The following is an 18,264-nucleotide window of genomic DNA, read 5'->3' as shown; positions in this document are numbered from 1 at the left end:
AAGTCCCGCTTCCGGCCCTCTACTTCAGGGAGGCGCCGTCGGAGTCGGCCTCGATGAGCTCCCGGGCCTTCTTCACGTCGTCCGCGATGGCGACGAGCAGCGAGTCGATCGAGTCGAACTTCGCCTGCCCGCGCACGAAGGCGAGGAAGTCCACGGCCACGTGAAGGCCGTACAGATCGAGTCCCACGCGATCGATCGCGTACGCCTCGACCGTCCGCTCCGTCCCGTCGAACTGCGGGTTCGTCCCGACGGAGATCGCCGCGGGCATCGCCTCGCCCTGGGCGTGCAGCCACCCCGCGTAGACGCCGTCTGCGGGGATCGCGGTGTGCGGCAGCGTCTCCACGTTGGCGGTGGGGAAGCCCAGTTCGCGACCGCGCTGCGCGCCACGCACGACGACGCCCTCGACGCGGTGCGGGCGGCCGAGAATCTCCGCCGCGCCCTCCACGTCGCCCTCGGCGACCAGGCGCCGGGTGAGAGTCGAGGAGAAGGGCTCGCCGCCCCCGGCCTCGCCGCTCACGAACAGGTCGATGACGTCGACTTCGTAGTCGTACGTGGCGCCGAGCTCGGTCAGGAAGGCGACGTTGCCCGCGGCCTTGTGGCCGAAGCGGAAGTTGGGGCCCTCCACGACCAGGCGCGCGTGCAGCTTGTCGACCAGGACCTTGACGACGAAGTCGGCGGGCGACAGCTTCGAGAACTCCGTGGTGAACGGAAGGATGAGCAGCGCGTCCACGCCGAGATCCGCCATGAGTTCGGCGCGCCGGTGGTGCGGGGCGAGCAGCGGCGGGTGGCTGCCAGGGCGCACGACCTCGCTGGGGTGCGGGTCGAAGGTGACGACGACGGCGGGCACGCCCAGCTCACGGGCGCGCTCCACCGCGCGGCCGATGATCAGCTGGTGCCCGCGGTGTACGCCGTCGTAGGAACCGATGGTGACGACGCTGCGCCCCCAGTCCTGGGGGATGTCCTCCAAGCCACGCCAGCGCTGCACTGTCTTTGCTCCTCGCCGAACCTGTGTACGTGTGTGTACGTGCGTGTACGTCCCATTGCCGATTGCGCAGGTCTAAGACTGCCATGCCCGCGCGATCCGGATCGCATCGGAGGGGGTGGTGGGGGTCACGCCGGGACACGTGCTCCGGCGAGGTTTTCGATCATCCGGCGGGCGCTGGGGCCGACGAGGGCGGACCAGTCCTGCGGGGACGCGCAGATCCACCGGGAGACCAGGCCGGAGAAGCCGGGCACGGATCGGGCCAGCTCGACCAGGCGCCGGTCGAAGCAGGTCGCGCCCTCCGGAGTGCGGACGAGCAGCACGCCGGTGCGGTGCACGAGCTCGCGCACCCGTTCCCTGTCGCCGTCGCCCGCCGCGGCGCAGAGGACGGCGTCCAGGACTTCGGGCGCCCGCTCCTGGGCGAGCAGCACGTCCAGGAGCTCGGTACGCAGGGCGCGCGAGACGTCGGTGCCCGGGGCGGCGACGGCCGCGGCGAGCGCGGCGCGTACCGCGGGCGTGTGGTGCCGGAGGAGGCCCGTGACCAGAGGGAAGAGGACGGCACGTGCACCTGGCCCTTGCTCGAACCGCAGGTCGAGGTAGGCGGCCACATGCCCCGCCAGGTCGGGGCGAAGCTCAAGGACGTCGCGTACGAGATCGGCCACCCGCCGGGCTGCCGGGGTCGCCGTCACGCCGGCCAGGCCGCGCAGTACCTCACCCGGCGCGGGGCCGGGCCCGTACAGGCGGGTCCGGAAGGCGGCGAGCACCTGCTCCGGGTGGGTGTCCAGGGCGGCGACGAGCGCGCCGGCGGGCAGCTGCGGGTCGCCCGCGGTGAAGCGCTTCAGGGCGGGTGGCAGGTGGCGGGCGCGGGTCTGCGGGTCGCGTACGAGAAGGGCGAGGGCGGCGCCGTGCAGGGTGTCGTCAGCGGTGCGGGCGAGGAGAGCGAAGGCCGCGTACCGCAGGAGCCTGCGGTCGGCGTCCGTGGTGACGTGCGGAGCGGCGCGCAGGCCGTAGGCGACGGCGGCGACGCGGCGTGCGGGGCGCTCGTCGTGGACCCAGCGGTCGACGGCCCGGCAGATGGCCGATGGCTCCTCCTCCGCGAGGGCGGCGAGGAGTTCGTCGGCGCGGGGGTGGGCGGAGTCGACGAGGACTTCGGTGAGGTCGTCGATGGCGCGGTGGCGGTGGGTGTGGAGGAGGGCCTGGGCGGCGGAGGCGACGGTGGCGTGGGGGGTGGCTTCGAGGGGGCGGTCGTCGGTGAACCAGCGGGTGAGTTGTGTCTGCACCTTGGCGGGGTCCTTGGCCAGCAGTTCTGCTACCGCGTCGAGGCAACGCCGACCCTGCGGGGGGCCGGGCGGGGGGTCGTGGATGACTGCCTCGCGCAGGAGGTCGAAGCGGGGGCCTTCGGCGAGGGGCAGGTTCAGCCAGAACGCGGCGGGGTGGGTGCCCTGCTGGGCCAGCTGCTTGAGCAACCCCAGGTACGGGGCCGCGTCGCCCACCCTCTGCAGCGTCTCGCCCAGCAGGTGGGTGGCCCACCACTGCGCGTCCCCTTGTGTCTCCGCACCCCGCGGCGGGGGGACGTCCCCCGCGTCCCCCGACGCATGGGCACCCCACGGCGCTGAGGCGCCGCCCGCATCCCCCACCACAACGGGAGCCGTCCCGCCCTCCGCCGCCATCCCCGCCGCCGTCCCCGCCGCCGTAGGCACGCGTCCCGTAGGGCGGGGAGGGTGGGCGCAGTCCTGGATGATGCCGGGGGGTGACTCACGAGGGCTGGGGCAGGGCTCGGCGAACCGGGCCAAGTCACCCAGCCGAGCCTCGAGTTCCGCGGGCCCGCGCTGGCGGCCGAGGAGCAGCAAGGCCTGGATCACGGGGCCGATCCGATGCCGGGGCACCGGCAGGGCGGCGACCGCCCCCGGCGTCGGCTCGCGGTGCCGGAACACCAGGGACCACAAGGCCCCGTCCACATCCAAGTGCATCCCCTGGATCCAGTCCGCGAGCTCCTCGTGCGCGAACCGGTATCCGCCCCCGGCAGGAACAAGCAGCCCCTCCGTGAGCACCGCCGATGCCCATCCCGTCCCCCACGGGAACACCCCCTCGAACGACGCCCGGTCGAGCTCCCCCTGCCCCGGCCCCAGGCACCGCCGCGCGGCCTCATGCACCTGCCCGGACACCTTCGCCGCGAGGCGTCGTACAGCCGTGCCCCGCAGACCGTTCGCCGCCGCGAGCCGCACAGCCACCCGTAGGCACAGCACGTCCAAGTAGGCCTCGAAGATCTCCTCCCGGTCCGGGCACCCCGGCGGTGGCTCATCCGGAAGAGCCGCCCGCACCTCCGCGAGCAGCCTCAGGGCCAGCGGATGCCGCGCATCGGCGGCGGCGAGCGCCCCGTCCGGAATGCCGTACCGCGCCCGTGCGATCCGTGCCTGCCGCTCGGGCAGGTCCCCCAGGTGCACGCACCCGGGCCGCGGCAGCAGCTCCGCCGGGAAGTGCGCGCCCGCCTGCTCCCAGTACTCCGCCCGGCAGCCCACCACGAGCCGCGCTCCCGTCCCCCGCAGCCACTCCGCCGTCCCGCTGCTCCACTCCGCGAGGCGGTGCGCGAGGGCCGGCGGCATCTCCTCGGGCCCGTCGAGCAACAGCAGCAACGGCCGCCCCTCGTCCCGCACGAGCCGCGCGATCCGCCCCGCGGAGATGTCCCCGAGCCCGTCGTCCGAGTCCCCGGAGACCGCAGAACCCTCCGAGGCCGCAGCACCCTCGGAGGGCTCCGGCGCCTCCGAAGCCTCCACGATCCGCCCCGCCCGCTCGATCGCCCGCTCCACCGCGTCGCCCACGCCCGTGTCGGTCCCCTGGAGGTCGGCCCCGCGCAGCCACAGCGTGGGAGCAGGTTCGGCGCCCCGCGCGCGGCCCGCGGCGAGCGCGGCGAGTTCCGTGGTCCGGCCGGTGCCGGGATCGCCGACCAGGCCGAGGACCTGTGCGGGCCCGGTCGTGAAGTCCGTCAACTCCCTTGCCGTATCCGGGCGTTCGACCGGTTCGAGGAGAGCGGGACGCGGGCCGTCCGAACCCACCGACGTCGCCGCCAGGTGCAGCACACCCGCCAGATTGAGATCGCGGCCGTACGCGGGAACGGTCGCCGCGTTGCGCGCCAGGAGCTCGGCGAGCGGCCCGCCCGCGGCTGCGGCCGCAGCCTCCCTCAGCTGCACGGCGAACCCCGCCGCGCTGTGCTCGCCGTGCAGCGCGGTCGCGAGGACGGCGAGCACGGCTCCGGACGAGGCGTCGACGACCGGGCCGCCCGCCGAGCCGCAGCCGAGCCGCAGCGCGTCCGCGCCGTCCGTGCCGATCGCCAACTCCATGGCGGCGTCGATGAGATGGAAGCGGTCCGTCGCCGTGTACGTCACCGGGGCCGGACCAAGGACCCGCGCCTCGCGCAGGCCACACGCGACGATGTGGACGTACGCGCCCACGGGAACGGTCTCGCGGACCGTCACAGGCAGCGGCCGCAGGCCGAGCCCCTCCGTGCGGACGAGGGCCAGATCGGCCTCGGGGAGTGCCACCACGGAATCGGCGGCCACCACGCAGACGCGCTCTCCCGCCGCGTGCAGCACGAGCCGCGCGAGGCCGTCGACCGCTTCATGGCTGGTGATCACCGTGCCGTGGTCGTCGGCGGCGAAACCCGTCCCGCGCGGGCGCCCGGCCAGATCACAGATCCGCACCAGAGCCCCGTCGAGCGCCGCCGGGTCACCCTGTCCCGTCATGCCCGAACCTCCCCGCCACGCCCCGTTCTCCACGACGGTAGATCGGCAGTGATCAGCAGGACAGAACGCCTCCCGAACGCGCCCCCTTCCGCCCCTCGATTCACTCCGAGCGCCTGCCCGATGGGGTGAATCGGCAGGGCGCGATGGATACATCTTGAGGTGGGGGGGGGCCGCTGTGGAGCGGCGCCGACAGCCATGCTCACAGCTGTCCGCCGCTCCACGACGGAGATCCGACGTACGGGAAAGGGGACGGGATCCTACGTACGGGAGGGTCAGGCGAAGACGGCCAGGCTCTTGGCCTTGCCCTTCAGCTCCTCGGCAAGGACCAGGAACCGGCCCTCCGCATCGAAGACAGCGACGGCGCCGACCCCGGCGTACTCCCCCGGCATCTCGATCCGCACGCCGTTGAGCAGCAGCTTCGCCCGCCGCTCGTCCACGTCCCAGCGCGGGAACGCGGCGGCGGCAGCGTCGGCCACCGGCATCACCGTCAGCTCCTCCTGGAGCTGGTCGATGGTCTTCGCCGCGTCCAGCTTGTATGGCCCGACGCGGGTGCGCCGCAGCGCCGTCAGGTGGCCGCCGACCCCGAGGTCGGCGCCGAGGTCGCGGGCGAGGGCGCGGATGTACGTGCCCGACGAGCAGACGACGGACACGACCAGGTCGAGTACGGGGGTGCCGTCCTCGGCCACGGCGTCCCTGACGTCGTAGACCGTGAAGGCGGAGACCTTCACCGGGCGGGCGGGGATCTCGAAGTCCTCGCCCTCACGGGCGCGCGCGTACGACCGCTTGCCGTCGATCTTGATGGCGCTGACCTTCGACGGCACCTGCATGAGGTCGCCGGAGAGCTTGGCGATCCCTGCGTCTATGGCGTCCCGCTTGATCCCCGACGCATCGGCCGACGAGGTGATCTCGCCCTCGGCGTCGTCCGTGACCGTGTTCTGGCCGAGCCGGATCGTGCCGAGGTACTCCTTCTCCGTCAGCGCGAGGTGGCCGAGGAGCTTGGTCGCCCGCTCGACCCCGAGGACGAGAACGCCCGTCGCCATGGGGTCGAGGGTGCCCGCGTGGCCCACGCGGCGGGTCTTGGCGATCCCGCGCATCTTGGCGACCACGTCATGCGAAGTGAAGCCGGACGGCTTGTCGACGATGACAAGGCCGTCCGGCGTCTTGTTGCTGGTGTTGCTCATGCGCGGGCGTCGCCGTCCGTTTCGTCGGTCTCGTCGGTCGCGTCGTCCTCGGATTCCGGCTTGCGGTACGGGTCGGCACCGCCGGCGAACTCGGCGCCCGCGGACACCTCGCGCACCTTCTCGTCCGAGAGCCTTGCCCGGTCGAGGAGGTCCTCGATGGCCTTGGCGTTGTCCGGCAGCGCGTCCGCCACGAAGGCGAGGCTCGGGGTGAACTTCACACCCGCGGCCTGGCCCACCGCGGAACGGAGGACGCCCTTGGCGCTCTCCAGACCGGCGGCGGCCGCCGCGCGGTCCTCGTCGTCCCCGTAGACCGTGTAGAAGACGGTCGCCTCCCGCAGGTCACCCGTGACCCGGGTGTCCGTGATGGTCACATGCGTACCGAGCCGCGGGTCCTTGATCCCGCGCTGCAGCTTCTGGGCAACCACCTCTCGGATGAGGTCCGCCAGCCTTTTCGCCCGCGCGTTGTCGGCCACTGCTCCGTCTCCTTCTTCGCCTTGCTGTGCAATCAGTCTTCGTCGCTGTGGAGCCTGCGTCGAACGGAGAGCAGCTCCACCTCGGGACGGGCGGCGACCATGCGCTCGCACCGGTCGAGTACGTCGGTGAGGTGCCCCGTCTCCCCGGAGACCAGCGCCAGGCCGATCTCGGCCCTGCGATGGAGGTCCTGGTTCCCGGTCTCCGCCGCGCTCACCGCGTACTTGCGCGTGAGTTCGGCGACGATCGGGCGGACGACGGAGCGTTTCTCCTTCAGCGAGCGAACGTCGCCGAGGAGCAGATCGAAGGACAGAGTCCCCACATACATGTGTGTCCGGATGTCCCGCCGGTTCGGGTTCCGCCCCGCCAACCACTTGGCAGGGACACAAGAACCGTACACGGAACGGCCGGGGCCGATCGACGGGATTTACCTCCCCTCGACCGGCCCCGGTTCGAGCTGTCGTGATCAGCCTCGCGGCTTCTCGCGCATCTCGTACGTCGCGATGACGTCGTCGATCTTGATGTCGTTGAAGTTGCCGAGGTTGATACCGCCCTCGAACCCTTCGCGGATCTCGGTGACGTCGTCCTTGAAGCGGCGCAGACCGGAGATGTTGAGGCTCTCCGCGATGACCTTGCCGTCGCGGATGAGGCGCGCCTTGGTGTTGCGCTTGACCTCGCCCGACCGGACAAGAACACCGGCGATGTTGCCCAGCTTGGACGAGCGGAAGATCTCGCGGATCTCCGCCGTGCCGAGCTCGACCTCTTCGTACTCCGGCTTGAGCATGCCCTTGAGGGCCGCTTCGATCTCTTCGATCGCCTGGTAGATGACCGAGTAGTACCGGACGTCCACGCCTTCGCGGTCGGCCATCTGCGCGGCACGACCGGCCGCACGGACGTTGAAGCCGATCACGATCGCGTCGGAGCCGGTCGCCAGGTCGATGTCCGACTCGGTGACCGCACCCACGCCGCGGTGCAGGACGCGGATATCGACCTCTTCGCCGACGTCGAGCTGGAGCAGCGAGGACTCGAGGGCCTCCACCGAACCGGACGCGTCGCCCTTGATGATGAGGTTGAGCTCCTGCACCAGACCGGCCTTGAGGGCCTCGTCCAGGTTCTCCAGGGAGAACCGCACACCCTTGCGGGCGAAGCGGACGTTGCGCTCACGGGCGGCACGCTTCTCGGCGATCTGACGGGCCGTACGGTCCTCGTCGACGACCAGGAAGTTGTCGCCGGCACCCGGGACGTTGGTGAGACCGAGGACGAGGACCGGGGTCGAGGGACCCGCCTCGTTCACGTTCTCGCCCTTGTCGTCGAGCATCGCGCGGACTCGGCCGTACGCGTCGCCGACCACCATCGTGTCACCGACGCGGAGGGTACCGCGCTGGACCAGGACGGTCGCGACGGCGCCGCGGCCCTTGTCCAGGTGGGACTCGATCGCAATACCCTGCGCGTCCTGCTCAGGGTTGGCGCGCAGGTCGAGCGAGGCGTCCGCGGTCAGGACCACGGCCTCCAGGAGGGCCTCGATGTTCTCGCCCTGCTTGGCGGAGATGTCGACGAACATCGTGTCGCCGCCGTACTCCTCGGCGACCAGACCGAACTCGGTGAGCTGACCGCGCACCTTGGTCGGGTCGGCACCCTCGACGTCGATCTTGTTGACCGCGACCACGATCGGCACGTCGGCCGCCTTGGCGTGGTTCAGCGCCTCGATCGTCTGCGGCATCACACCGTCGTTGGCCGCGACCACGAGGATCGCGATGTCGGTGGACTTCGCACCACGGGCACGCATGGCGGTGAACGCCTCGTGACCGGGGGTGTCGATGAAGGTGATCCGGCGGTCCTCGCCGTTGACCTCGGCACCGACCTGGTACGCACCGATGTGCTGCGTAATACCGCCGGCCTCGCCCGCAATGACGTTCGTCTTGCGGATCGCGTCCAGAAGTCGGGTCTTACCGTGGTCGACGTGACCCATGACGGTGACGACCGGCGGACGCGCCATGAGCGCTTCCTCGCCGCCCTCGTCCTCGCCGAACTCGATGTCGAAGGACTCGAGCAGCTCGCGGTCCTCCTCCTCCGGGCTGACGATCTCCAGGACGAAGTTCATCTCGTCCGCGAGGAGCTTCAGCGTCTCGTCCGGGACGGACTGCGTGGCAGTGACCATCTCGCCGAGGTTCATCATCACGCCGACGAGCGACGCCGGGTTGGCGTTGATCTTCTCGGCGAAGTCGGTCAGCGAGGCACCACGGGACAGGCGGACAGCCTGGCCGTTGCCCCTCGGCAGCATGACGCCGCCGACCGACGGAGCCTGCATCGACTCGTACTCCTGGCGCCTCTGCCGCTTCGACTTGCGGCCACGACGGGCGGGCCCGCCGGGACGGCCGAACGCACCCTGCGTGCCACCACGGGCACCGGGACCGCCGGGACGGCCACCGAAGCCGGGACGACCGCCGCCGCCACCGGGACGACCGGCGAAGCCGCCGCCACCGCCACCGGGACCACCGGGACGACCGGCGAAGCCACCGCCGCCACCGCCACCGGGACGGCCCGCGAAGCCGCCGCCACCGGGACGACCGCCGCCGCCACCGGCACCGCCGGGACGACCGCCGCCACCGGGACCACGGCCACCGCCGGGGCCACCGCCGGGACGCGGACCCGCGGCGGGACGCTGCGGCATCATGCCCGGGTTCGGACGGTTACCGCCGCCGCCGGGAGCGCCACCGGGACGCGGGGCACCACCCTGCGGGCGAGGCATGCCGCCGGGCGTCGGGCGAGCGCCGCCCTGGCCCTGCGGACGAGGAGCACCCTGGCCGCCCTGGCCCTGCGGGCGCGGGGCGCCGCCGGGACCGCCGGGGCCACCCTGGCCTCCGGGACGCGGGGCGCCGCCCGGACGGGGCGCCTGCGGGCGCGCCATGCCGGTGGAGCCACCAGAGGTGAAGGGGTTGTTGCCGGGACGCGGTCCCGCCGGACGGCCACCGGGGCGCGGAGCGCCACCCTGGCCGCCAGGTCCACCGGAGCCGGGGCGTGCGCCACCCTGACGGTCGCCGCGGTCGCCACGACCGCCCTGACCCTGACCACCCTGGCCGGGGGCCGGACGGCCCGCGGGCTTCGGGGCACCCGGACGAGCGCCCGGACGGGGGCCTGCCGGCGCCGAGGAGGCGGCCGGAGCGGCCGGCGGAGCGGTGAACTCCGGGGCTGCCGGAGCCGGGCTCGCCGGTGCGGCGGGCGCGGCCGGGGCAGCCGGAGCCGCCGGTGCTGCCGGAGCCGCGGGCGCCGGCTTGGGCGTCGGCGGCTTCGGACCCGGACGCGGGCCGGGAGCGGCCGGCGATGCCGCCGGCTTGTCGGCCGCGGCGGCCGGCTTGGCCGTCGGCGGCTTCGGCGCGGCCGGACCCGGACGGGCGGCCTGCGCGGGAGAGGGAGACGCCGAGCCCGAGGGGGCCGGCGGCTTGGGGGCGGCCTGCTTGCGCGGCGCCCCGGGCTTGGCGGCGGCCTTGCCGTTGCCACCGCCCTGGTTCAATGCGTCAGTCAATTTGCGTACAACGGGCGCCTCGATCGTCGAGGACGCCGAACGTACGAATTCACCGAGTTCTTGGAGCTTGGCCATGACGACCTTGCTCTCTACGCCGAACTCCTTGGCGAGCTCGTATACCCGGACCTTAGCCACTTCGCTCCTTTTAGGTCCGGGTTACGCCGGACCGTCGCTACTTCATGGGCGTACTCATCGCGTGCTCATCGAGTGCTCATCGCAATCTCGACCTACTTCCAACTCGCGGAATACCAGGGCCGCGCGGGGTTCCGCGCGACCTTCCTTACGGTGTTGCCTGCTGGGCAACTGTCTCGACGACTCGGCGCAAGTCCGCCGTGTCGAGCGGGCCCGGGGCCCGGAAGGCCCTCGGGAACGCTCTGCGTCGGACCGCCAGGTCGAGACAGACCGGAACGGGGTGGATATACGCACCCCGGCCGGGCAGCGTACCGCTTGGATCGGGGGCGCAAGCGCCCTCTTTCGCCACGATGCGCAGCAGATCGCTCTTGGCCGCTCGCTCCCGGCACCCCACACAGGTGCGTTCAGGGCATGCGCGGGCTTGCGTCCGGCCAGACACGATTAAGTCTACCTCCCCGCACCGACCTCACCCCTTTGGGGCAAAAATCGAACGGTTGTTGTCTTGATCAAGACTCGTCGGAGCCCTGGACCTGCTCGGTGTCCGGACGGATGTCGATGCGCCAGCCCGTGAGCCGCGCGGCGAGGCGGGCGTTCTGGCCCTCCTTGCCGATCGCGAGGGACAGCTGGTAGTCGGGCACCGTCACACGCGCGGAACGGGCCGCGAGGTCGACGATCTCCACCTTGCTGACCCGCGCCGGGGAGAGCGCGTGGGCGACCATCTCGCCCGGGTCGTCCGACCAGTCGACGATGTCGATCTTCTCGCCGTTGAGCTCGGCCATGACGTTGCGCACACGCTGGCCCATCGGGCCGATGCAGGCGCCCTTGGCGTTCAGGCCGGAGCGGGTCGAGCGCACCGCGATCTTGGTCCGGTGACCGGCCTCGCGGGCGATCGCCGAGATCTCGACCGAACCGTCGGCGATCTCGGGCACCTCGAGCGCGAAGAGCTTCTTGACGAGGTTCGGGTGGGTGCGGGAGAGCGTGACCGAGGGGCCACGGACACCCTTCGCCACCCGGACGACGTACGAACGGAGGCGGAGCCCGTGGGCGTACTCCTCGCCCGGGACCTGCTCCTGCACCGGCAGGATGGCCTCGAGCTTGCCGATGTCGACCAGCACGTTCTTCGGGTCGCGGCCCTGCTGGACGACGCCGGTGACGATGTCGCCCTCGCGGCCCGCGTACTCGCCGAGGGTCGCGTCGTCCTGGGCGTCGCGCAGGCGCTGCAGGATGACCTGCTTGGCGGTCGTCGCGGCGATGCGGCCGAAGTCCGACGGGGTGTCGTCGAACTCCTTGGCCTCCTGGCCCTCTTCGAGGTCAGCCGGGTCCTCCGTCGCCCACACCGTCACATGGCCGCTGTCGCGGTCCAGCTTCACGCGGGCACGACGGAAGCTGCCGTCGGTGCGGTGGTAGGCGATGAGGAGGGCCGACTCGATCGCCTCGACCAGCAGGTCGAAGGAGATCTCCTTCTCCCGGACCAGACCCCGCAGGGCACTCATGTCGATGTCCACGGCTACGCCTCCTCTTCCTTCTTGTCCTTGCGGCTGAACTCGACCTCGACGCGCGCCTTGGCGATCTCGTCGAAGGCGAGCCTGCGGGCGGTGGGCTTGCGCCCCTTCACGCCCGGTACTTCAAGATCCACGCCTTCGTCGTCCACCTCGAGGATGCGGGCGATCAGTTCGTCGCCGCCCTCGGTCAGCTGGAACTTCACCAGGCGGCCGACGGCCCGCAGATAGTGGCGGTGCTCCATCAGCGGGCGTTCCGCGCCCGGGGAGCCGACTTCGAGGGTGTATTCCCCGTCGCCCATCGCGTCGCTCTCGTCGAGCTTCTCGGAGAGTTCGCGGCTGATCTCGGCGATCTGATCCAGGTCCACGCCGTCGTCGGAATCGACGACGACCCGCAGCACCCGCTTGCGTCCGACCGAGGCCACTTCGATCTCTTCGAGATCCAGTTCCTTCGAGCTGACGAGCGGTTCGAGCAGTTCTCGCAGCCTCTCGCTCTGGGTGGTGCTCATCCGGGTGACTCCTCGGCCGCGTGTGCTGTTGTGGGATCGTCGTGTGTCAGGTCAAAGGGTATCCGGTCCCGAGGGGTGTTGCCGCCGCTGTCCGCCCGCCGTCCGGCCGCCGGCCGCCCTCCGTACGACGGGCCACGAGCCGCTCACGCGTACGAGGGCAGGCCGAAGGTACGGTGATCACCTGGCTCGGGCCTGTCGTCAGACGGAAGTCTGACGACAGGCCCGAGCGCCCGGCTCGCCCACCTTCTGACTGCCTGCCTTTCTGGCCTTCCTGCCGAGGACGTCTGCTGTGCCGTCGTATCCCACCCCCTCGCACGCCCGCTCGGGGCCGCGCCGGAGGAGTCTGCTGACCGGGGCCGCCGGAGCGGCCGGGGCCGCGCTGCTCTCGGGCTGCTCGGACTCCAACTCCACGGACGAACGTCCGTCCGCCGCCGCGCGGCTGCGCTCACGTGCCGCCCGGGACAGCGGTGAGCTGCTCGGACGGTACGACGCCGTCCTCGCCGCGCATCCCTCGCTGGCCGGCCGTCTCGACCCGCTGCGGGCGGAGGTGAAGCGGCACGAGAAGGTCTTCGCCGAGGGGGCCGTTCCCCCGTCGCCCTCGGGCTCCCCCTCCACGCCCGCGTCGCCCCCGCCTCGGAAGCCTTCCGTCCCCAAGGACGAGAAGGACGCCGTGCGCGAGCTCGCCGAGGCCGAGCGGGAGCTGGCGAAGCGGCGCGGGAGTGCGCTGCTGGACGCGCCCGCAGAGCTGGCAAGGCTGCTCGCGTCGGTGTCGGCGGCGGGCGCAGCGCACGCGTATCTGCTGACGGAGGGCGACAAGTGAGCGATTCCAAGGACGAGTTGAAGGACGAGTTGGCGGCGGTACAGGCGGCGCTGGGTGCCGAGCACGCCGCCGTGTACGGCTTCGGGGTCGTCGGCGGCCGTGTCGGCGAGGACCGCAGGGCCGAGGCCCGCACGGCGTACGACGCGCATCGCGCCCGGCGCGACGAGCTGCAGCGCGCCGTGCGCGACCTGGGCGGCGAGCCCGAGCCGTCGGCCGCCGCGTACGCGCTGCCGTTCGCGGTGCCGGACTCCGCGGCGGCCGTGCGGCTCGCGACGGAACTGGAGGAGCGGGTCGCGGGGGTCTACTCGGATCTCGTACGGGCCTCCACCGGCGCCCGGCGGGGGCACGCGGCCGAGGCGCTGCGGGAGGCGGCGGTCCGTGCCGCGCGGTGGCGCGGCGGGAGCGTAACCTTCCCTGGTCTCGCCGAGCGGGCCGCCACTCCTGGCTCCTCGGCACCCAAGGCCTAAACCGCTCAGGAAGGGAACACCTCGCGTATGGCTCTCGAACCGCCCCAGCGTTTGGTCACCGCTCTCGGTGAGACGGCGCAGGACGGCGACGACTGGCTGGCGAAGCTGCCCGAGGCAGCTGAACAGGCCGTCTCCCTACGCGAGTTGACCGTCGAACGGGTCCACGTGCCCGGCGGGCGCAGTGGCCTGGTCATCCTGGTGCGGCTCGCCGACGGCACGCCCGCTGTCCTGAAGCTGGTGCCGCCGCGGTCGCGGCCCGAGAGCGAGCGGGCTGCGTTGGCGCACTGGAACGGGCTCGGCGCGGTACGCCTCCTGGACCCCTCGGCAGCGGACGGAGCCCTCCTGCTTGAACGGCTGCACCGCGATGTGTCGGTGCGTTCGCTGCCCGAGGCCAAGGCCTTGCTTGAAGCGGCGGGCACGCTGCGGCGGCTGTGGGTGGAGCCGCCCACGGGGCACCGCTTCGAGACGGTCGCCGAGCGGACGGGGCGGCAGGCCGAGGCGATGCGGGCGTCTGCCGACGGGGAGGTCGGGCCTTTGGTGGACGCGGCGCTCGCCGCGCGGGACGAGCTCCTTGCCGGGGAGGCGGAGGTGCGGCTGCTGCACGGCACGTTCCGGCAGAGCAAGGTTCTCCAGGGTGACCGTTTGCCGTGGCTGGCGGTGGGGCCCGACCCGGTGGTCGGGGAGCCCGCCTTCGACCTGGCGCGGCTCGTGCGCGACCGCGTCGAGGACCTGATCGCCTCGCCCTCGGGGGCCTCGATCACCCGCCGCCGGGTGAAGAAGCTGGCCGAGTCACTGGATGTGGATCAGGAGCGGCTGCGGGGGTGGACCCTGTTCCGGGCCGTGGAGTCGGGCGTACGGGCGCGGCGGGTCGGGCGAGAGCAGGATGCGGAGCTGTTGTTGGAGTTCGCGGGGTGGCTTTAGCGGGCGGGGCGCTTGGCGGGCGGGGCGCCTTGGTTGCCGTCATCACCGGCTTCGCCGAGTTCGTCCTCAAACGCCGGACGGGCTGAGTGGTTCAGCCCTCCGGCGTTTGAGGAGCGGGGTCTGGGGCGGAGCCCCAGTTGCGGGAAGGGGTGGGATTGGGGAGAGCCCCGCGGGGAACGCCCGAACCCCAGCCCGACTCAGACCGTCAGACGCGCAACCGCCTCCGCCACCGTCAGCTCCTCGCGCTCCCCGGTCCGCCGGTCCTTCAGCTCCACGACACCCTCGGCCGAGCGCCGCCCCGCCACCAGAATCTGCGGCACACCGATCAGCTCCGCGTCCGTGAACTTCACGCCCGGCGAGACCCCGGCACGGTCATCGACCAGCACCCGCACACCCGCGGCGTTCAACTGCTCGGAGATGTCGAGCGCGAGCTCCGTCTGGAGCGCCTTGCCCGCGGCCACCACGTGGACGTCGGCGGGGGCGATCTCCTTGGGCCAGCACAGGCCCTTGTCGTCCGCCGTCTGCTCGGCGAGCGCAGCCACCGCGCGCGAGACGCCGATGCCGTACGAACCCATGGTCACGCGGACCGGCTTGCCCTGCTGGCCAAGGACGTCCAGCTGGAAGGCGTCGGCGAACTTGCGGCCCAGCTGGAAGATGTGGCCGATCTCGATGGCGCGGTCCAGCTTCAGGCCGGTGCCGCACTTGGGGCAGGGGTCGCCCTCCTCGACGACCACGACGTCGAGGTAGTCGTCGACCTCGAAGTCACGGCCCGCGACGACGTTCTTCGCGTGCGTGTTGATCTTGTTGGCGCCGGTGATCCAGGCCGTGCCCGCCGCCACCCGCGGGTCGGCGATGTAGCGGACCTTCTCCAGGCCCTGCGGGCCGACGTATCCGCGTACGAGATCGTCGCGGCCCACGAAGTCCTCGGCCGTCACCAGCTCCACGACGGCGGGCGACAGGTGCTCGCCGAGCTTGCCGAGGTCGACCTCGCGGTCGCCGGGGACGCCCACGGCGACGATCTCGCCGTCGACCTTGACCAGGAGGTTCTTCAGGGTCGCGGACGCGGGGACACCGAGGTGGGCCGCGAGCGTCTCGATGGTCGGGGTGTCGGGGGTGTCCAGGTCCTCGATCGGGCCGTGCGCCGAGGCGTCCACCTCGGCGGCGACGAAGGACACGGCCTCCGTGTTGGCCGCGTAGTCGCAGGCGGGGCAGTCCACAAAGGTGTCCTCGCCGGCCGGCGCGGGGGCCAGGAACTCCTCGGAGGCCGAGCCGCCCATCGCGCCGGAGACGGCGGAGACGATGCGGTGGTCGAGGCCGAGGCGCTCGAAGATCTTGATGTACGCGGCGCGGTGCAGGGCGTACGACTCGGCGAGGCCCTCGTCCGTCGTGTCGAAGGAGTACGAGTCCTTCATCTGGAACTCGCGGCCACGGAGCACACCGGCGCGGGGGCGGGCCTCGTCGCGGTACTTCGTCTGGATCTGGTAGAGGATGACCGGCATGTCCTTGTAGGACGAGCACTGGTCCTTGACGATCTGGGTGAAGATCTCCTCGTGCGTGGGGCCGAGGAGGTAGTCCGCGCCCTTGCGGTCCTTGAGGCGGAAGAGCAGGTCGCCGTACTCGTCGTAGCGGCCCGTCACGTCGTACGACTCCTTGGGCAGGAGCGCGGGCAGGAGGACCTCCTGGGCGCCGATGGCGTCCATCTCCTCGCGCACGACGTGGGTGATGTTCTCCAGGACCTTCTTGCCCAGCGGCAGCCAGGACCAGATGCCCGCGGCGGTGCGGCGGACGTATCCGGCCCGGACGAGCAGCTTGTGGTTGAGCGTCTCGGCGTCCGCCGGGTCGTCGCGCAGTGTCTTGATCATCAATCGGGACATGCGCTGGACCTGGGCCATGGTGAACTCCTGCGTGGAAAGGGTGATGGGCAGGAGGTTAGCTGGGCCGCGGGGGCGCGCGGAAATCGGTTAAGTTCCCGGCCGCCTCAGCGGCAGGGGCGCGCCCATCACCGCGTACGGCTTCGGGGCGCTGGGGAACTGGACGTTGCGGGCCAGGTCCGCGTAGCCGAGGGAGCGGTAGAGGCCGCGCGCGGGGCTCTCCGTGTCGATCGCGGAGAGGATCGAGCGGGGCTGGCGGACGGCGTCCGTGATGGTGGTGATCAGGGTGCGGCCGACTCCGCGGTTCTGGTAGCCCGGCTGCACATGGAGTTCGGTGATCACGAAGGAGTCGTCGAGCCAGCCGTCCATGCCTCCGGCGCGCAGATACGGCTCGACGACCGTCGACCACCAGTGGCCGCGGTCGTTGGGCATGCCGTAGACGAAGCCGATGAGCCGCCCCTCGGGGGTGGTGGCGCCGAGGGCGCGGGCGCCGGGGTAGGTGATGTGCCGCAGCACGATCTGCCGCCGTACGGACACCTCGTCGTCGCTGAGCCCGAAGGCGTGGGCCTGCACCCGCAGCGCTTCGTCCACGTGCGTGGCGAGGTCCAGCGGCCCGAACACGACGTCGTCAGTCATGCGCCGAACTTTAACTCGCGTACGGGGGTACGTGAGGAGGGCGGTGGGAGACGCGGAGGAGCTGGAAGGGGGCTAGAACAGGACGCTCATGAACGCCCCGACCTCCTGGAAACCCACCCGCCGGTACGCCGCCCTGGCCGCGGTGTTGAAGTCGTTGACGTAGAGGCTGACAACCGGGGCGACGTCCGCGAGGGCGTAGCGCAGGACGGCCGCCATGCCGGGTGCCGCGAAGCCCTGGCCCCGGTACTCGGGGGCCACCCACACACCCTGCACCTGGCAGGCGTGTGCCGTGGCCGCGCCGATCTCGGCCTTGAAGATGACCTTGCCGTCGCGGTCGAGGCGCGCGAACGACCGCCCCGCGCCGACCAGTTCGGCGACCCGCGCCTGGTAGAGGAGGCCTCCGTCGCCCGCCATCGGCGAGATGCCGACCTCCTCGGTGAACATCGCCACGCACGCGGGCATGATCGTCTCCATCTCGTCCTTGCGGACGCGACGGACGTACGGATCAGGCGTGATGTCGTGCGGCAGACGGTCGGTGACCATCAGGGGCTGCTGGGCTCGGACTTCGCGGGCGGGGCCCCAGGACGGTTCGAGCAGCCGCCACAGTTGGGCGGTCGGTTCGGCGGGGCCGACGATGGAGGAGCAGCGACGGCCCGCCCTGCGGGCGCGGTCCGCGAAGGCGCGGACGGCTCGCGGGGTCGCGCAGATCGGAACGAGGTTGGCGCCCGCGTAGCAGAGGGACTCCAACATGCCGTCCTGGTACCAGCCCCACATCTCACCGCCGAGCCGCCACGGGTCGAGGCCCGCGACCCGGACCCGCGAGGCCACGAAAGCGTTGGCCACGGGCTCGCGGTCAAGGACGGCGAGCGCGGCGTCCAGGTCACTCGGTTCGAGGACCCTGGTGGTGGTCTGAGTCAACACGTGCGGGGGCCTCACCATACGGTCTGCTGATCTCCGCACTGTACCTGGCGGGGGCGCCTTGTGCCGTGGGGTCGCTTGGAGGGGGCTTTGTCTCCCTTCCCTGCGGGCCGGGGTGGCTCTTCTTCGCCGCTTCGCGGCGGCTGTCTCCCACCCACCCACCGATCACCCGGCAGCTACCTCGTGCCGCGGGGCGGCTTGGGGCTCGGCCGTCGCCTCCTCCGCGGGCCGGGGGGTGGCTCGCCTTCTTCGCCGCTTCGCGGCGGGTTTCCCGCCCACCACCCGATTGCCCCGCATCAGCCGGTGCCGCGAGGTACTCGGGTGGATGGGAGGCATCCGCCGCGAAGCGGCGGTTCAGGCCGGAGCGACCCGCAGGCAAAGGACAGCCCCGCCACCAACCCCCGGTGGCGGGGCCCACGTAGACGCCTGGGCGCGCAGGCGAGGATCAGCCCGCCACAGCCACCGACGGCTCGCCCGAAGGGACGCCGTCCTTCTCCATCTGCTCGGCGATCTTCAGCGCCTCTTCGATGAGGGTCTCCACGATCTTCGACTCGGGGACGGTCTTGATGACCTCGCCCTTGACGAAGATCTGCC

Annotated in this window: 15 protein-coding genes and 1 pseudogene; 3 read left to right on the top strand and 13 right to left on the bottom strand. The window is 71.9% G+C overall.

Annotated elements, in window-relative coordinates:
- Positions 1–19: 19 nt before the first annotated feature.
- From AC5P1C_RS38560 to rimP, 9 genes are all read right to left on the bottom strand, one after another.
- On the bottom strand, positions 20–985 hold the full coding sequence (locus AC5P1C_RS38560; RefSeq protein WP_493870640.1) for a bifunctional riboflavin kinase/FAD synthetase: 966 nt from the start codon (positions 983–985) through the stop codon (positions 20–22).
- A 125-nt stretch (positions 986–1,110) separates the two neighbouring features.
- Positions 1,111–4,722: a trypsin-like peptidase domain-containing protein gene (locus AC5P1C_RS38555; protein WP_493870639.1), complete on the bottom strand. Its 3,612-nt coding sequence runs from the start codon at positions 4,720–4,722 to the stop codon at positions 1,111–1,113.
- A 272-nt stretch (positions 4,723–4,994) separates the two neighbouring features.
- On the bottom strand, positions 4,995–5,903 hold the full coding sequence (gene truB / locus AC5P1C_RS38550) for a tRNA pseudouridine(55) synthase TruB (protein WP_493870638.1): 909 nt from the start codon (positions 5,901–5,903) through the stop codon (positions 4,995–4,997).
- Entirely contained in the window at positions 5,900–6,376 is a 477-nt protein-coding gene (gene rbfA / locus AC5P1C_RS38545) for a 30S ribosome-binding factor RbfA (protein ID WP_493870637.1), read from the bottom strand. Before rbfA ends, truB begins: the two co-directional genes overlap by 4 nt.
- A gap of 32 nt (positions 6,377–6,408) precedes the next feature.
- Positions 6,409–6,702, bottom strand: a complete 294-nt coding sequence (locus AC5P1C_RS38540) for a DUF503 domain-containing protein (protein ID WP_493870636.1) — start codon at positions 6,700–6,702, stop codon at positions 6,409–6,411.
- 138 nt (positions 6,703–6,840) lie between these two features.
- Positions 6,841–10,032 (bottom strand): translation initiation factor IF-2, encoded by a 3,192-nt coding sequence (infB, locus tag AC5P1C_RS38535; protein ID WP_493870635.1) that lies wholly within the window; start codon positions 10,030–10,032, stop codon positions 6,841–6,843.
- Between the two features lie 145 nt (positions 10,033–10,177).
- Positions 10,178–10,468, bottom strand: coding sequence for a YlxR family protein (locus AC5P1C_RS38530; RefSeq protein ID WP_351165619.1), 291 nt, complete (start codon positions 10,466–10,468; stop codon positions 10,178–10,180).
- Positions 10,469–10,535: 67 nt separating this feature from the next.
- Positions 10,536–11,534, bottom strand: a complete 999-nt coding sequence (gene nusA / locus AC5P1C_RS38525; RefSeq protein ID WP_493870634.1) for a transcription termination factor NusA — start codon at positions 11,532–11,534, stop codon at positions 10,536–10,538.
- Positions 11,535–11,536: 2 nt separating this feature from the next.
- Entirely contained in the window at positions 11,537–12,037 is a 501-nt protein-coding gene (gene rimP, locus AC5P1C_RS38520; RefSeq protein ID WP_493870633.1) for a ribosome maturation factor RimP, read from the bottom strand.
- A 289-nt stretch (positions 12,038–12,326) separates the two neighbouring features.
- On the opposite strand from rimP, the gene AC5P1C_RS38515 reads away from it, so the two are divergent.
- The 3 genes from AC5P1C_RS38515 to AC5P1C_RS38505 are packed head-to-tail and all read left to right on the top strand — an operon-like array spanning position 12,327 to position 14,245.
- On the top strand, positions 12,327–12,857 hold the full coding sequence (locus tag AC5P1C_RS38515) for a hypothetical protein (protein ID WP_493870632.1): 531 nt from the start codon (positions 12,327–12,329) through the stop codon (positions 12,855–12,857).
- Positions 12,854–13,324 carry a ferritin-like domain-containing protein gene (locus AC5P1C_RS38510; RefSeq protein ID WP_493870631.1) on the top strand — a complete coding sequence of 157 codons (471 nt, stop codon included), beginning with the start codon at positions 12,854–12,856 and terminating at the stop codon, positions 13,322–13,324. The genes AC5P1C_RS38515 and AC5P1C_RS38510 overlap by 4 nt, the downstream gene beginning before the upstream one ends.
- Before the next feature lie 27 nt (positions 13,325–13,351).
- Positions 13,352–14,245: an aminoglycoside phosphotransferase family protein gene (locus AC5P1C_RS38505; protein WP_493870630.1), complete on the top strand. Its 894-nt coding sequence runs from the start codon at positions 13,352–13,354 to the stop codon at positions 14,243–14,245.
- A 197-nt stretch (positions 14,246–14,442) separates the two neighbouring features.
- Here the strand turns inward: AC5P1C_RS38505 and AC5P1C_RS38500 are convergent, their stop codons facing one another.
- The 4 genes and pseudogenes from AC5P1C_RS38500 to AC5P1C_RS38485 all read right to left on the bottom strand — a co-directional run.
- Positions 14,443–16,137, bottom strand: coding sequence for a proline--tRNA ligase (locus tag AC5P1C_RS38500; RefSeq protein WP_493870629.1), 1,695 nt, complete (start codon positions 16,135–16,137; stop codon positions 14,443–14,445).
- Positions 16,138–16,206: 69 nt separating this feature from the next.
- A complete protein-coding gene (locus AC5P1C_RS38495; protein ID WP_493870628.1) occupies positions 16,207–16,752 on the bottom strand; it encodes a GNAT family N-acetyltransferase in 546 nt (181 codons plus the stop codon).
- A gap of 72 nt (positions 16,753–16,824) precedes the next feature.
- A complete protein-coding gene (locus AC5P1C_RS38490) occupies positions 16,825–17,673 on the bottom strand; it encodes a GNAT family N-acetyltransferase (RefSeq protein WP_493870627.1) in 849 nt (282 codons plus the stop codon).
- 442 nt (positions 17,674–18,115) lie between these two features.
- Positions 18,116–18,264 (bottom strand): annotated as a pseudogene (locus AC5P1C_RS38485) (flavodoxin-dependent (E)-4-hydroxy-3-methylbut-2-enyl-diphosphate synthase); the annotation flags it as partial.

Source organism: Streptomyces sp. A18, from assembly GCF_059026065.1.
Note: the sequence above shows the minus strand (reverse complement) of the source record. Positions and strands in the feature narration are given on the sequence as shown.